Here is a 15,247-nt window from a genome sequence, read left to right on the forward strand (position 1 = left end):
AAAAAATTAAAACGCTGATTTCTTATTGGGAACTGCTAGGATACGAAATTTATTTAATCCGTTTAAGATTTCAGCAGAAAGTTCTAGAAGTGCCTTAGTGTTATTCACAGTATCAATTGTAAAAACTCTTTCAGCCTGTTTGAAATACCATTCTTCGATTTCATTTATTAAATCAGTCTTTTCAAATCCAATTAACTTAAAAATGTCTTGATTCAGTTGTAAGCTCAATAGTGAGGTGTCAACACCGCTAAGAGACAAAAAATGTAAATGCCTATGAATCTTTAAATCACGAGCAATTAAATTAATAGTCAATTCAAAATAATCCTTAATTCCAATATGCTGTATATTAGATTCGCTCATAGTGGTAATAAAATTTTTGACTTTTTAAATACGGGAAAATTCCCCTATTCAAAGAGATTGACAATTAAAAACAACACACCCTGAAATTTCCAAGGTGTGTTGTTAACTTTCAAAAAACTATTTGCGTTTAAATGTCCATTTACCGGTTAATACAGAATTGGTTAAAGGTTCGCCGTAGACATCACGCCAAATTAATTCAAAATGACCATCATTTACTGTGTAAGCTCTTCCTTTTTGGGTGTAAGCTCCATCCAAATAAAGATCTCCGTGTTTTCCGTCAGCTATTAGATCACCTGAACAAATAAATTTACCGTTTACTTTCAGAAAAAAATAATCGTTGAATACAGTTGTATAAATAGCGTTGCCATTATAATAGTTTTTCACTTTTGATTCTTTTTCTGTTACAGTTCCGATATCGGTTAAAATATCACCGTTATCAAATAGAAGTTGTATTTCGTATTCACGTTTCCCATTTTCTTTATGGCATCCTGAAATAAACAAACAGAATGCTATAAATGGGATAATTCCAAATTTGAACATAGGTTATTCTTTTCGTGTTAGGGTAAGACTACCCGATAATGTGTCACCGGCAGCAAATTGTACGAATAAATGATCCGCATCATGGTTCTCATAAGTAATAGTTGAACCCGTATTTACCTGTGCTTTAAAAGTGTTGTCGATAATCTTTTTATAAGTTCCGACTGAGAAAGCTTTCAACGATTTATCCATTGATAACTCCTGTCTAACTTCAAAAGTATAATATGAGGATTTTACATAGGGTCCTGATAATTCGCCACTAACAGTATCTTGATTTGAACTTGTGTTCAATACATAAACAAAATCAAATCTTCCTGGAGGAAAGTCATCAAGGACACCTTTTTGTTTTTTGCAGGACAGAACACTTAGTAGAATCAAACTACCACTTAACCACTTTAATATGTTGTGACTCATTATCATTGAATGTTAGAATAATGGTATATACTCCGGATGCCAGTTCACGAATATCGTACAAATTATTCGAAGGGACAAATTGTTTAACTGTTGCTCCATTCTGATCTAAAACAAGGATCTGTTTAAGAGGTCTTGTTGTTGAGATTTGTAAAAAATCAGTTGTAGGATTTGGGAATATAGATACTCCGTTTTCGTTTGTGGAATTCAAACTTGCTGTTTGATTTAAAATAGCCCGTTGTTCGAATTCGGATGCGGTAGGCATTTTCATCGGCAAACTTAAATCTTTTCCACTTGCAGAAGGGGCAACAAAACTTCCTATTTGATTTTCTAAACCGCATGTTTGACATGAATTATTAACTGCAATAGAGTAAGGGGTGTTTTGCGAAGTGAAATCATTCCCACAAGTGATTTTCCCCACCTCAATAGTAATACCTTCAGGCATGTTATTTGGATCGTAAATTCCTTCGTCTAATTGGACATAATCCAGCGCCTTTAGGGTAACAGGAGTATTTCCATAGATGTTTGCATTGACCGTTAAGTTTTCAAATGCACCAATCATTAAGCCTTGACCGGAATAAACCATCATGTCGGTATAATCATCCGTGTTGATATCATAATCCACCAGTCGATTAATCAAATCATGGTATAAAGGTTTATCCCCATCATTATTAGCATACATTACATTGTAAAGAAGCATATAGTCTACCCCGGAATACCACCCTTCATCTATTTTATGTCCAACAACTGTTGGAGGTCCATAGTCCGTGTTAACAATGTCAGTCATTCCATCATCCCAAACGTCGTGATTATTGTCAAAAACAAAAGGAACATTCCAGTAAATTGGTATTCCGTCTGGATCTTGGACAGCAGAAAAAGCTGTGTCAACATGACCGGTGGACGAATTTACATGACTTGTATAACCAAAGTTATGCGGGCCTACGCAGGGAGCTTGATCCAACATTAAATTGGCGTAGTTGTAGGCATGGTCTTTTCGTTCCTGGTCGTTTTCATTATCGTCCGTGTCCCATCCCCAGAAGTATTCATATAGAGGCACATACAAACCGTCAATGTCATTATCAGCACTTTTATTAGCTACAAATCGCGGAACTGGAAGGAAACCGGAACCACTATTTGAAATGACGTTCAGGATCAAAGCCATCTTTGCATTTACAAAATCATTATAACCATTGATTCCCGAGTTCCATAACGCTTGCGCAACTGGATTATAACTCATGATAGTTGCGTAACTTGAAGAGCCTAAACCAATATCATTACCTGTTGTAAATAAGGGTTCGGAAACCATTTGCATTGGAATCATATACTGAAAGGGTGACGAACCGATTTGAACTTCCCTTAAACGTGGATTTATTATTGTCCAATAGGGAGCACCGGGGATTCCCAATGAGGGATAAAGAACTGGCAAATTTTGATTTGGGGGTATGCCCATAGTCCCGCTAAATTGTCCAGCCATCCGCCCAATGATATTCGTACTGTGTCGTTTGGCTTCTTCGTGAAAATTCATGATCACATCATCGACTCCATCCTTGTTTTTATCAATTCCAACTGGCATATCCGGAATACTCTTTACAATAGTGAAGAATCCCAACAACAACCGGATGACCTGATCCTGGCTTTCTTCACCATAACCATAATTTCCGTCATCAAATCCTTTTTTGTAATTTACAATCGGGTGTTCTGGGAAATCAAAGTCTGGTGGAGCTGTCGATGATCCGTTACCGTTTGGCCCTAACCCCCATAATCCTGAATAATCACTTAGATTGTAGGTCAACAATCCGTAATCAATACCTGTCTTGTTATTTGTCAGTGAATGGAAATTAGGAGTAAATACATTATTGTTATCAATATCTGGATCCAAGTTTAAAAAATCCGGTGGTACATCATCACGGAAAAAGTAGCCGTTAACATCTTCGGGTAAAGTTGGGTCACCAACTCTGTATGCCTCACTAAAACCTGGATCAGAAGAATAAAATGTTTCTGCAACCCTATCTAAACGTTCAAAGGCTTTAATAGCATAATATAACTCACGTTCATTGTTTTTCAAATCTGCCCATCTTCCTTTGTCCTGCAAAATTTTGTGTTCAATGGCAAGCATTGTCAAGTAGTACCCGTGCATAATAGTTGCATCGCCCCATATCATGAATTGTCCACGCCACTTATTTCGTGTATCCGCAATCAAACTTTGTCCAGGTTCTTCACCCATTACCATGAAGTCATTTCGTAGGCGCCAACGATAATACCAATATTTAGCAAGTTGTCCAGGCATGTTTGGTGTTTGACCGAAACTAAATACGGGAGTAACAAGTGTAAGGACAATTACTCCAAATAAGGTAAATAGTAGTTTTCTCATGGTTTCTGCTGTTTTAATGTTTCCAATTCCGCTTTTACTTTTTCCAATTCCTTATTTTGCTCAATTAAATAAAGAGTCAATTCTTCAATTTTCTCCATCATCTTTACATTCATTTCGGCAATGTCAATCCCTTCTTCTTTCATCACTTTTTCAGAAGGAATTGAGGGAAGGTGCTTATGCTCTTTCAAGAAACTTTCTACCTCGCTTAAAGGCATCAATTTATAAGTCGGTTCAAATACATAATCTGCCCAAACATCTGCATCTACTTTGATCTTGCGTGCTCTGGTTAATCCGCTAGCTTCAACAACAAAAGTTTTTTGAGTATTGTTACTTACTGAAAACATCCCATTTGTTCCAAAATGGAATATATTAGCAACCCCATTATAAAGGTCCATTTGTCCGTCAGCTCTTAGTTCCATGGCTGTTTGATTAGTTGCAGTATTATGTACTTCCATAATTTTCGTGTCGGGATTGTCATATTCGAAATACATCAAGCGTTGGTAAGGTAATGTATTGCCAGATGTTTTTACCTGAATCGCTGCTGTCCTATTTGAGTTGACTATATTTAGTTTAGAGAAAGTCCCCATTTGTGCACCTACTGAAAGAGATTGGTTTACCCATAAGTGCCCTGTGGTTTTGGCATCTCCGCGAACATCGAGCGTAAATTCGGGATTCGCCGTTCCAATTCCAACACGTACACCCGGGCATTCGGTATATATTTTGCCCGGTCCATTGTTCCAAAATGGATTTACACCTGCCAGATCGCAACTTAATGAATAAATAGTTCCCGCCATTCCTTGAATCGAAATTGCCTGTGTTAAGCCGAAAGGATCTTTAACCAAAATGGATTCATCTGCAAGGTGAGTTAGTGTTGGGATATTTGGGATATACAAGTTTCCTTCAACTTTTAAATCTTCTCCGACCCGAGCACTTGATGCCATTACCACCGAATCGTTAACTGTTAATGTTGAATCAATCCGTGTAGTTCCAGCAACTGTTAAACGTGCCGTTGGAGCAGTAGATCCTGTTCCGATCCCAACATTTCCATTTTCGGAAATGGTGTTTTCCTGAGCAAATAGCTGACTTGAAATAAATAAAGCTGATATGGACAGCAAATAAGTGATTTTTTTCATAAGTTTTTGTTTTTTAGAATGCCGATATTAGTATAATGCAAAGACATTTTCGGCTTGAATGCCAATGCATGGATTAAGTTTTTAAAGAAATGGGTAAGAAGATTCTAAGTGCTGTTCAATGTTGAATTTTGAAGCATATCAGTGAATAATTTTGTTTTGTGGATATTAAATGATTTATTTCAGATTCGTTACAAAAATAGTCTGCACGGTAGTAATCTATTTACGTTCTGTTCGTAAGCGAAAAAATAATGTCAATTCATAGGTATTTTAAATAGTGTTAAGCATTCATTCTTTAAATTTTTTGCGAATTCGGAATTTTTTGTTTGATAACCGGACAATACTAAATAATCAATTCTCAAATTGCAAATTTTACGAGGTTGTATTTTACAATCTGCATTTTTCAAAAAAAATACTATGAACGATGAAATTGTTGTTTCTCATGCCAAGAAACTAAGATATTTAAGGAAAAAAAGTGATCGTACTCAGGTAGAAGTCGCTTCGCATTTAGGGCTTAGTCAACAGGCTTATAGTAAACTTGAACAGGGTGAAACCACCTTTTCGGATGAGACTATTGAAAAAATAGCTGAATTTTTCAAGATTACCCCTGCCGAATTTGAAAATACAGATGGCACTATTACTGTATCAAGTAATAATTCAAATAATACACATTCCAACAATTCTATTGATGATAAATTATTGGAGACATTTGTGAAAATATACGAGCAAAACTCAATTCTAATCGAACGTAACAAAGAAATCGTTAATGATCTGATGATTGAAAAAGACAAGCGCATTCAATTATTGGAGGAATTGCTTAAAACTAAAAAAGAATATTGATATATTTAAACAATCGGCGTTGTAGGTTCTACGACTAAAAAGGGTGTTGAAACTTCGGTTTTGACACCTTTTTGATTTATAATTAATTTGCTTAATCCTAGGAATAATAAGGGATTCGAAAGACTTAATTCAAAAAAAAATAACTGCCCGCCTCAAGTGGGCAGTTATTTTTTTTTGTTTTTGGAAAAGCTGTCGTAACTTACTTTTCCATCGCATAGAGTTAATAAATAGCAGAAAGGGGTTGTGAAATTTATTTCCGACCCCTTTTTGTTTTCAGGGGTCAGATAACCATTTTGGTTGCCTGTTTCAATGAATACTACCTTGCAGGCTACCTGACCACACCTGAATGGTCTATTTTACTAGATGTCAGAATACCTCGGAGGTATCCATTCAGGTTACCACATGGTATCCATTCAGGCTACCTGACACCTAAAACAGGTTACCAAAAAGGACACCTATAACCACCCTGATTTGAAACAGGTAAAAACCTAAAATCCGGTTTAACAATTTTTCTTCTTTGCAAAGTAACAATATGTTCCTTTTTCCGTTAAGGATTATATATGCTTTGTATTGGACGAAGCAAGCTAAGGCTGTAACCTTTTCCGATTAAATCCATGTGTTCGGAGAGGAACCACACTAAATAAATCAGTTTTTAATATTCTAATTTTTTAAGCCATGAACAACGGTAAATCAAGTTCATTGGAACAACTCCTGTTATTTGATAATTTTCAAATATTAGGTACTCCATTCAAGTTTGCGGAAGTCATTCATAAACGTGAAGGGGGTAAATGGAATGAGGCACAACGTAAAGCATCTGAACTCATTAAGGCAAACGCAGCATGGAACTATTTAGAAGACCTGCGTGAGCGAATGAGTACAGAAGAACAAAGCCAAACGACACTTGTTATTGAGCCAGCCCAAACGGAAGTTCCAAACATACCCGCAGAACAACCTGCACAATTCAATCAAGAAGACAAAGAACAAAAACAAAATGAAAATATGTTCGAAGAAAATTACATCCTCTTAACCCGGTTCGCGCCCGAACTCGAAGAGGAATTACAGACACTTACAGAAAAAAGCATTTTATCCGGAAAGTCAGTAACCAATCAACATGGTTCAACTTCGATAAAATCGGTCGAAAAAGACAAATACGGTTATTACCTGCTTTTGGAAATTCATGAATCAGCACAGCCACAACAACAGCTCTTACTTTTTGTTAGCACAGCAAAAAAATCTGTTCAGGTCTTATATTCCGAAAACAGCAGTGGGAAATTTGAAGTTTACAGCGACATCTATACCCGGGAAATGGTAAACCCGCATCAGTTGGAAATACAAAACAATCATTTAACAAAACAGCTTGAAAGGCTCATTGGTTATAAATTATCTATTCCGACTATCGACGTTGTTCCAGTACAGGAAGAGACACCGCAAAAAGAAACCACACCAGACGAAGCTTTTGAAAAGGCTCTTATTCCATACATCAAATACGATGATGAATTCAAAAGACACTCGAATGAGCGTTATCTGGATGAACTCATTGAAAAGAATGAGGAACTAGAGAAAGAAAATCAAGAGCTAAAAGATGAAGTAGAGGAAACAGACGAGTTTCTGAAAAAATCAGTTTTCCCAACTTTGTATTCTCATAACTTCAAACTGCTTAAAGTGCTGATTTCAAACTTCACAAATGAAATCTTGTTAAAATCCTTTACAGCGAATTTAGTACCTGAAAATGAACATTATCCAACGTTCAAAATAAATTTTGATAACGTAACAGATAACATTATCTGTGATATTTATGAGGTGAACGCTACCGAAAATGTAGAAACCCATCATTGTTCATTCGTTATTAAAGCTAGCAGTCAAGCTCTTTTTATTGGTTGTAGTGATCAATTTCTCACCTTGAAAGAAGATATGCACCTCTGGGATGATTTTGAGGTTTCCGAGAATGGGTTACGCGGGAATTCCGCTTTGCACAATTTTTTTCTTACTCTGCTTGCCAATGGATACCGCTCAAAGATTTCAAACCGGGTTTACCCGATTCAAATAGTTAAAAATGCTCCGAAAAAAACAGATGAAATTGAAACGGTAGAAGCAGTTGAAGAGGTTCGGGAATCTGAATCGGACGGAACGGGGGCGGTAGTAGCAGTGCTAGCAACGATAGGGTTAGGAATTTTGGGATTCAAATTCTTAAAGTGATTCAACCCTAGATAAAGTCGGTTAATAATAACACTTCGAAAATGGATGCAATGATAAAACTTGCTTTCGAGCGTATGACACAGCAATTAACTGAAATGGCTGATCGCATTCAAATGCTTGAATACAGATGCTTGCAACTGGAAAAACAAAAACAGCCATTAACGATTGATAAAGCTGTTTCGGTAAGTGATGAATTAGTAAGCGTTAAAATCGCTAAAACGATCCTCGATGTCAGCAGGAATACATTCCTGTCAATGGTAGCTAAAGGAATATTTACTCCCATTCGAATGAACCTTAGAACAATTCGTTATTCACGAACAGAAATACAAAAGTACATCGATCAAAAACTAGAACTAAAAAAAGCAGTATAAACAAAAAAGCCCCGTTTCGCGGGCTTTTTTGTTTTCTGTAATGTTATACCAATCTTAGGGTGAAATGATCTTTATCTGTTTCCTGTAACCGCATTAATTCCCGAATAAATAGAACTGCATTATCCAATAATGAAATCTTATTGTAGCTGAATATAATACTGTTATCCCTTAATTCGTGTGAGGTGATTTTTGTAAGAATGGTAACAGGAATCAAATTAATCAAATTCGTTACAAATGATCTTCGTCCAGTATGTGAGGAAACGAATTTAAAGAATTCCTTTGTTTCGAATTTAACTGCACCATAAGAATCAGTATATGAAAGCGTGTGTTCTTCCTTAATCCCGCTAAGTTCTATTATTTTCTTTACATCAATATTAAACTGTGTTTCGTGAACTCTATATGCTGTTTTCCCACTATTCGCTTTTATCGCATCTGCAAGCGGTTTTAAAATCGGGATAATAACTTCTTTATTGTTTTTCTGTGTTACAAAGCGCGCGTAACTGAATTCTATCCCATTTTTTGAATAGTGGTATTCGGGTTTAACTTTGAATACATCTGAATAACGTGTTCCGGTAAAGAACAGCGTCAAGAATATCAATTTTGCATTTCGGTAGCGTTCGTTTTCTGGTTCGTAATCTATGAGTTTTTGAATTTGTTCGTATGTAAGATAAACTTTATCCACTTTTCTAATTTCACTCACTTTCTTACTTTGTGGTAATTCGAGGGTTAGATCAAATACTTTCACTTTGTACTTTAAAGCAATTTTCCGAAGTACTGCACGTAGAGATTTGTAAGCGTTTCTTACACTGTGTAATCGATTGTTTTGCACTCGAATTTGTTCAATGAACGTATTGTAATACTGTTCATTAAATTCATGGGTATAAACAGATTTACCCATTTTTTCTTCCAACTTTATCAGTTGCTTTCGAAGCGTGTTATAGTTTTCGCGAGTTCCTTTTCTTACTTCTGTTTTATCGATTATTTCATTTTGGATAAAATCTATTATTCGGATGCGCTTTACGGATTCGCTTTCAATCCCCTTTATTTTTGAATCTAATGCACTTTTCAAGTTCGTTGGGGTAATCTCCCCGTTAATGTTCAAAGCGTTGAATACATCGTTTATTTGCTTTTCAATGTTGATTAACTCCGATTGTTGTGATTTTAGGGTTGGTTGCTTTAATTGTGCGTTCCAATTAGATTTTGTTACTTTTACCCCTGTGTAATATTTCAGGGGTTTGTAAATGTGTTTTTGTTTGGCTACATCGAATTCTTTGTAACCATAATTCAGGATAGCTAAAATGGGAATTTCACCAGTAACTCCGGTTTTAAGTGCGAAATTGATTTTTAATTTCATGATCTTTGATTTTGATGGTTCTAAAGTATGGGGTTGAAACCATACCAAGGGTGCTAAAAAGGGTTAGAAAATTGGGGTTTTACAATGAAATCCAAACTAATCCAACCGAGTTCATCTAATTTACAAAATCTCCTGAAATAAAGCAATAGCAAGGGAAATTTGGTTTTCTTTGGTTTTAAATAAATTAACTCTTACAACCTTTGTGAATAAATGCTGATCGTCTCTTCGTTCAACGTTCCTTTTCCAAAAACCCGGTCAAGCAACTCGTGGTTCTTACCATACATTTGCTGTTTTACTTCTTCCAAAGTCAATCCGGCTCCCAGATCTTCATTCAAAATTTTATTCCATACCTTCAAATGAAACCCCATGTCATTGATCATGGTCCCGTTCAGGTCAAATAACAATGCTTTTGGTTTTAATAACATACCTTCAATTGTTCAAATAGTTAAAAGGATTCAAAGACTAAACGGTCTGAACGTTTTGAACAGTTTCTCCTCCCGGTTTTGAGATGAACCAAAGCCCGATGAATGTCAGCAAACCATTCAATATCAACAGTTCATTCCCGAATATATAACCACCCAGGTATTTTCCATCAGGTTGTAAAACCCCACCCGTAAAGGCTTGTGAATTTTTGCTGATCACAAAACAAACAACCGGAACCAGGATACAAATTACCGGAACAAGCCATTCATTCAGCTTACGTTTCAGAACAATCCCGAAGGTAAATAATCCCAATAAAGGCCCATATGTATATCCGGCAATCGTTAAAATTAATCCAATAAGATCTGTTTTCGGGTGAGCATCCACATAATTTTTAGTAGCAAGAATAATGAGCAGGAATAGGATTGAAAACCCGATATGTACAACTAACTTGGTTTGTTGTTTTTGTGCCTCTGTTTTACGGTCGAAATGCAGGAAATCAATACAAAATCCGGTTGTTAAAGCTGCCAGGGCACTATCCGCAGAGGCATAAGACGAAGCTGTAATTCCCAGCAGGAAGAAGATCCCTGCAATTTTTCCGAAATTATTTAATGCCAATGTTGGAAAAGTATGGTCTGTTTTTATTGGCAGATCTATTTGGAAGTGGTTTGCATAAACGTAAAGTGCTCCTCCCAAAAGCAGGAACAAAAAGTTAGTGATTACCAAAACTGCGGTAAATGAATACATGTTTTTCTGTGCATCTTTAATATTTCTGCAGGATAAATTCTTTTGCATCAAATCTTGGTCCAAACCGGTCATCGCAATCGCTAAGAACATCCCTCCGAAAAACTGTTTGTAGAAATACAAGGGTGAATTCGGATCATCAAAGAAAAAGATGCGCGACATGGAATAATTACCGGCTGTTTTTGCAGTTGTGATCTTGTGGTACAAACCACTCCAGTTCACTCCTAAAGCATTTGAAATGATAACGGTACAAATAACAACTGCACTGACTAAAAAAACTGTTTGAAAAGTATCGGTATATACGATTGTTTTGATTCCCCCTTTAAAAGTATACACCCAAATTAATGCAACAGTTGTTAGCGCTGTAACCCAATATGCAACGTTCAAATCTTTAAACAAAAACAAATGGAGAACCTCTGTAGCCAGGTACAAACGCGTTGCGGATCCTAAGGTACGGGACAAAATAAAAAAACTTGCTCCCGTCTTATAACTAACTAGTCCGAAACGGGTTTGCAAATACTGGTAAATGGAAGTGACATTCAAGCGGTAATATAGCGGCATCAATACGCGGGCAATCACTATATAACCAATCACATAACCCAAAACAATCTGGAAATAAGCCATTCCTTCACTGGCAACCTTACCCGGTACAGAAATAAATGTAACTCCGGAAAGCGAAGCTCCGATCATCCCAAAAGCTACCAAATACCACGGACTTTGTTTATTTCCTGTGAAAAACGAATCCGAATCGGCCTTCCTGGAAGTGAGATAAGCAATGAGAATCAATAATGCAAAATATGCGATCAGTACTGTTGTGATTAATCCGGGAGTTAATGTGTTATTCATGGGATTTCAATTCGAGCAGACTAAGTTAATGAATTCCTATTACGACATTGATATTATCGCGAGACAATGGAGAATTCTCCAAAAGTTCAACTATACCCCGTTTTCTATTTGGGATTTATACAAAAAAGGGCAGAAAAATTTCCTGCCCTCTTTTGTGATTCAATCTGTTTATTTGGATGCCAATTCAACAAACTCGTCGTAAGAAATTTCTTTCGAGTTCAATTTCACGGTATCCTTGAAATATTGTGTCAATTTTGTTTCTGCCAGCATGTCGTAAATACGATTTGCTTCGTCGCGGTTTTGTAAGGCTCCGGCAGCTTGTTTTGTCAATTCCGCATCTTCCGGTGCAGGAATTCCGTACTGAGCAAACTGGTTCGCAATCAATCCTTTCGTGAATTCGATCACTTCCGCATTATCCAATTTGATATCATTCGCTTTGAAGATATGTCCCTGGATTAGCTGCCACTTCAAATCTTTTGCATAACTATCGTAATCTGCCTCGATTTGCTCAATCGTAATTGGCTTCTCATTGGACAACTGGATCCAACGTTTCAAAAACGTATCCGGAAGGTTTACCGGCGTGTTTTCAACCAAGTCACGGTAAACTTCACGTGTCAACAAACGGTCCGAATCATTTGCGAACATGTTTTTCAAGTCAGCTCCGATACGCTCACGCAGTTCCTTTTCCGAAGAAATTGCTCCTTCACCAAACAGTTTATCAAACAACTCCTGGTTCAATTCCGCCAACTCCATGCGTTTGATGTCGTTGATGGTCATTTGATAAGAATCCGAGTGATTTGCCAATTCTTCCGGCTTAATTCCAAGCATGGCTGCTTTGTCACTGTCACCACGCGTGATTGCAGAAGCGGAAACCGTTACCTTATCTCCAACTTTCTTACCAACCAGGGATTTTTTCACTTTTTTATCTTCGATAAACTCCATGGAAGTTGTTGACGAGTGCATGATGCCTCCTTCTTTGATCGATCCGTCTTCATTCAACTCAACGAACTGAGCCAAAATCATATCTGTCTCGTTTACCTCATCTGTAGAAGTCATTTTTCCGTAACGGCGACGCAAATCATCGATTTGCTGATCAATCAATTTATCATCGATCTTTACCTGAACGTAATCGTATTTGCTCTTGTTAGTCAATTTCAAATCGATCGTCGGAGCATATCCGATCTCGTAAACGAATTCAAAATCTCCCGGGTTATCGAAATCACCTTTGACTTCTGATCCTTCTTTCGGGATCGGGTTTCCGAGGATCTCCAATTTATTTTCCTGAACGTAGGCGTATAAAGCATCTGAAACCAATTTATTCATTTCTTCTGCTAAAACACCTTTTCCATATTGTTTCTGAATCAAGCCCATAGGAACTTTCCCCGGACGGAATCCTGGTATTTTCGCCTGCTTGCGATATTTATCTAAAGAAGCAGCTACTTTACTTTGGTAGTCTGCCGGTGAAACCTGCACCGTTAATAATGCCGTTTCTGCATTAACTTCTTGACGTGTTACGTTCATTCCGTTTTTTTTTAATTCTTAACCTGTATAAACAAAAAATGGTCTTCATTGCAAACAACGAGACCATCTGAAGTGCGGATGGAGGGACTCGAACCCGCACACCTCTCGGCACTAGATCCTAAGTCTAGCGTGTCTACCAATTTCACCACATCCGCATATTTAATTCCCCAAACAGGGAGTAAATTCTATTTCAATTTCGAAAGTTTCGTTCAACTCTCCTACCTTTTGAGGTGTACAAAATTAGTGATTATTTCAATTCCTGCAAGCAGATGATCAGATTTTTCATTAAAAAGTGTAAAAAAGGGTGCTTCTTTTAAATAGAAATGAATGATTGAATATCAAACCAAAAACAGCAACATGTTGTAAGCAAGTTTACTAACATGCCTATTGACGGGAATAAACCAACGAAAAATCAACCAGATAAATGTGTAAGCGATTTTACCTGATCCCTTATTTCTTTCGGAACAACTCCAACATGGGTTTACCTACTGCCGTATTGGGTCTTTGGACATCCAGAATATGCACCAAGGTAGCTGTTATATCCACAATTTCGTAGGGAGTAAATACCTCTTGCGGAAGAATGTCCTTTCCGTAAAATAAAACCGGAACATGGGTGTCGTAATTAAAGGCTGAGCCGTGGCTTGTACCCTGATGAGATCCCGGTGTGTCCGCAGTTTTAGGCAAATACCCCGGCTGGAGAATAAAGATCAGTTCACCGCTTCGCTCTTTATCATAACCGGAAGCTACCATTTGCTGCCAGTTTTCATCTGTTTTTGAGAGCAGTTCTTCTTTCGTGTAAACACGCTTCACTTCCGTCCACTTGGCAATTTCTGTTTTGAAGAACGCAATTACCTGCGATTCCATTTCTGTGCCCAAAACGTCTGGTGTCAGGTACACGTTATCGTTTTCAATAGTCTTTAAATAGTCTTTTCCGAATTTTTCAATACCCGTCCTTCTCAGGTTCTCCACCTTGCTTTGAAGAAATAAATATCCGCCGGGCAAGTGATGGTCTTTCAAAAATTGCGGAACCGGAACCACTGCATGATCTGCAGTTAAGAACACAACATATTCCCCCTTGCCTATTTCTTTGTCCAGTGATCGAAATAAACGCGCCAATTCCTGGTCCAGGCGGAAGTACATGTCTTCCATTTCCAGGGAATACGGGCCAAAACTATGTCCCGCAATATCCGGAGTGGAATAACTGATCGTTAAAAAGTCCGTTGTTACATGTTTCCCCAGCTGTTCTTTTGAAAGCGCCTCAATGGCAAAATCGGTCAGGAAGGTATTGGCAGCAGGCAGAATTGTAAACAGAGTGAATTGATCCGCTGCAGTTGCTTTACTGAAGTCGTAAGGAAAAACGGGACTGGCCTTCCCGCCAACCAAACCTTCATAAGGAGAATTGTCTTGGTTAATGTATGTATAACAAGCAGAATCTTTCAGCAAGTTCCAAGGTTGGTTCACATAGTTTGAAACCAGTTTTTGATCGTTGAACCGGCTCACCCAATCCGGCAGCTCTTTTTTATAAAAGGTCGATGTAATGAAATTTCCCGTCGCATAATCGTACCAGTAGGAGCCGTCTGATAAGTGGCCCGCAGGCAGAATTGCGCTTCGGTCCTTGATTGAAATTCCGATGACTTTCGAGCCCGGGTAAGTCAATTTTAATTGGTCCGTAATGGTATTGGAACGCAAAAAATAAGGCGAGCATTTTCCATAGGTACTGCCTGAACCTACCGTAGAAACTGTCGTATCTTCCACACAGTTTACTTCTCTGCCAAAAGGTCTGTAGTACCATTCGTTCGCAACGATGCCGTGATTACTTGGAGTACTTCCCGTGTAAATGGAAGCATGACCCGGACCGGTGAACGTCGGAACATAATTGTAAGTCACGTTTCTGAAATGGGCTCCTTTGTCCATTAACCTTTTGAAACCATCTTTTCCGAATTGGGGATAGAAACGGTACAAATAGTCGTAACACATTTGATCTACCACAATTCCAACCACTACTTTCGGTGTATTCTTTTGGGAAAAGGCCGGATTGGAAATAAACCCTAAACAAAGCAACAACAATACGGATAGGAATCTCATAATTCAAACTTATTCCAACAAAACTAGGATTTGAATTCAAGAAATCGCGAAATTTGCGGTA

13 protein-coding genes and 1 tRNA gene are annotated in these 15,247 nt (G+C 37.6%); 3 read left to right on the top strand and 11 right to left on the bottom strand.

Annotated elements, in window-relative coordinates:
• Positions 1-6: 6 nt before the first annotated feature.
• From FO442_RS09480 to FO442_RS09500, 5 genes are all read right to left on the bottom strand, one after another.
• The gene (locus tag FO442_RS09480) at positions 7-360 is read right to left on the bottom strand and encodes a hypothetical protein (RefSeq protein ID WP_144332934.1); all 354 of its coding nucleotides are present in this window, start codon (positions 358-360) and stop codon (positions 7-9) included.
• Positions 361-477: 117 nt separating this feature from the next.
• The gene (locus FO442_RS09485; RefSeq protein WP_144332935.1) at positions 478-900 is read right to left on the bottom strand and encodes a hypothetical protein; all 423 of its coding nucleotides are present in this window, start codon (positions 898-900) and stop codon (positions 478-480) included.
• A 3-nt stretch (positions 901-903) separates the two neighbouring features.
• A complete protein-coding gene (locus tag FO442_RS09490; RefSeq protein ID WP_144332936.1) occupies positions 904-1,311 on the bottom strand; it encodes a hypothetical protein in 408 nt (135 codons plus the stop codon).
• Complete coding sequence (locus FO442_RS09495; RefSeq protein ID WP_144332937.1) at positions 1,277-3,679, bottom strand: T9SS type A sorting domain-containing protein; 2,403 nt, start codon at positions 3,677-3,679, stop codon at positions 1,277-1,279. The genes FO442_RS09490 and FO442_RS09495 overlap by 35 nt, the downstream gene beginning before the upstream one ends.
• Positions 3,676-4,812: a hypothetical protein gene (locus FO442_RS09500; RefSeq protein WP_144332938.1), complete on the bottom strand. Its 1,137-nt coding sequence runs from the start codon at positions 4,810-4,812 to the stop codon at positions 3,676-3,678. The genes FO442_RS09495 and FO442_RS09500 overlap by 4 nt, the downstream gene beginning before the upstream one ends.
• A 414-nt stretch (positions 4,813-5,226) precedes the next feature.
• On the opposite strand from FO442_RS09500, the gene FO442_RS09505 reads away from it, so the two are divergent.
• The 3 genes from FO442_RS09505 (at position 5,227) to FO442_RS09515 (ending at position 8,216) form a co-directional block, all read left to right on the top strand.
• Positions 5,227-5,649 carry a helix-turn-helix domain-containing protein gene (locus FO442_RS09505; protein ID WP_144332939.1) on the top strand — a complete coding sequence of 141 codons (423 nt, stop codon included), beginning with the start codon at positions 5,227-5,229 and terminating at the stop codon, positions 5,647-5,649.
• A gap of 675 nt (positions 5,650-6,324) precedes the next feature.
• A complete protein-coding gene (locus FO442_RS09510) occupies positions 6,325-7,845 on the top strand; it encodes a hypothetical protein (RefSeq protein WP_144332940.1) in 1,521 nt (506 codons plus the stop codon).
• A 41-nt stretch (positions 7,846-7,886) separates the two neighbouring features.
• Positions 7,887-8,216, top strand: coding sequence for a helix-turn-helix transcriptional regulator (locus FO442_RS09515; protein WP_144332941.1), 330 nt, complete (start codon positions 7,887-7,889; stop codon positions 8,214-8,216).
• Between the two features lie 43 nt (positions 8,217-8,259).
• Here the strand turns inward: FO442_RS09515 and FO442_RS09520 are convergent, their stop codons facing one another.
• From FO442_RS09520 to FO442_RS09545, 6 genes are all read right to left on the bottom strand, one after another.
• A complete protein-coding gene (locus tag FO442_RS09520) occupies positions 8,260-9,285 on the bottom strand; it encodes a site-specific integrase (RefSeq protein WP_186280025.1) in 1,026 nt (341 codons plus the stop codon).
• A 476-nt stretch (positions 9,286-9,761) separates the two neighbouring features.
• On the bottom strand, positions 9,762-9,995 hold the full coding sequence (locus FO442_RS09525; RefSeq protein WP_222101985.1) for an HAD family hydrolase: 234 nt from the start codon (positions 9,993-9,995) through the stop codon (positions 9,762-9,764).
• Positions 9,996-10,032: 37 nt separating this feature from the next.
• Positions 10,033-11,580, bottom strand: coding sequence for a sodium:solute symporter (locus FO442_RS09530; protein WP_144332943.1), 1,548 nt, complete (start codon positions 11,578-11,580; stop codon positions 10,033-10,035).
• 168 nt (positions 11,581-11,748) lie between these two features.
• Positions 11,749-13,101, bottom strand: coding sequence for a trigger factor (gene tig / locus FO442_RS09535; protein ID WP_144332944.1), 1,353 nt, complete (start codon positions 13,099-13,101; stop codon positions 11,749-11,751).
• A gap of 73 nt (positions 13,102-13,174) precedes the next feature.
• Positions 13,175-13,256 (bottom strand) — tRNA-Leu (locus FO442_RS09540).
• 295 nt (positions 13,257-13,551) lie between these two features.
• Complete coding sequence (locus FO442_RS09545; protein ID WP_144332945.1) at positions 13,552-15,186, bottom strand: alkaline phosphatase family protein; 1,635 nt, start codon at positions 15,184-15,186, stop codon at positions 13,552-13,554.
• Between the last annotated feature and the right edge of the window lie 61 nt (positions 15,187-15,247).

Source organism: Fluviicola chungangensis (assembly GCF_007558725.1).
Classification (GTDB): Bacteria; Bacteroidota; Bacteroidia; order Flavobacteriales_D; family Crocinitomicaceae; genus Fluviicola; species Fluviicola chungangensis.

Excerpts from the sequence above, each read along its gene's own strand:
- FO442_RS09480 (WP_144332934.1), bottom strand. The coding sequence starts at position 360 with ATGAGCGAATCTAATATACAGCATATTGGAATTAAGGATTATTTTGAA.
- FO442_RS09485 (WP_144332935.1), bottom strand. The coding sequence starts at position 900 with ATGTTCAAATTTGGAATTATCCCATTTATAGCATTCTGTTTGTTTATT.
- FO442_RS09490 (WP_144332936.1), bottom strand. The coding sequence starts at position 1,311 with ATGAGTCACAACATATTAAAGTGGTTAAGTGGTAGTTTGATTCTACTA.
- FO442_RS09495 (WP_144332937.1), bottom strand. The coding sequence starts at position 3,679 with ATGAGAAAACTACTATTTACCTTATTTGGAGTAATTGTCCTTACACTT.
- FO442_RS09500 (WP_144332938.1), bottom strand. The coding sequence starts at position 4,812 with ATGAAAAAAATCACTTATTTGCTGTCCATATCAGCTTTATTTATTTCA.
- FO442_RS09505 (WP_144332939.1), top strand. The coding sequence starts at position 5,227 with ATGAACGATGAAATTGTTGTTTCTCATGCCAAGAAACTAAGATATTTA.
- FO442_RS09510 (WP_144332940.1), top strand. The coding sequence starts at position 6,325 with ATGAACAACGGTAAATCAAGTTCATTGGAACAACTCCTGTTATTTGAT.
- FO442_RS09515 (WP_144332941.1), top strand. The coding sequence starts at position 7,887 with ATGGATGCAATGATAAAACTTGCTTTCGAGCGTATGACACAGCAATTA.
- FO442_RS09525 (WP_222101985.1), bottom strand. The coding sequence starts at position 9,995 with ATGTTATTAAAACCAAAAGCATTGTTATTTGACCTGAACGGGACCATG.
- FO442_RS09530 (WP_144332943.1), bottom strand. The coding sequence starts at position 11,580 with ATGAATAACACATTAACTCCCGGATTAATCACAACAGTACTGATCGCA.
- tig (WP_144332944.1), bottom strand. The coding sequence starts at position 13,101 with ATGAACGTAACACGTCAAGAAGTTAATGCAGAAACGGCATTATTAACG.
- FO442_RS09545 (WP_144332945.1), bottom strand. The coding sequence starts at position 15,186 with ATGAGATTCCTATCCGTATTGTTGTTGCTTTGTTTAGGGTTTATTTCC.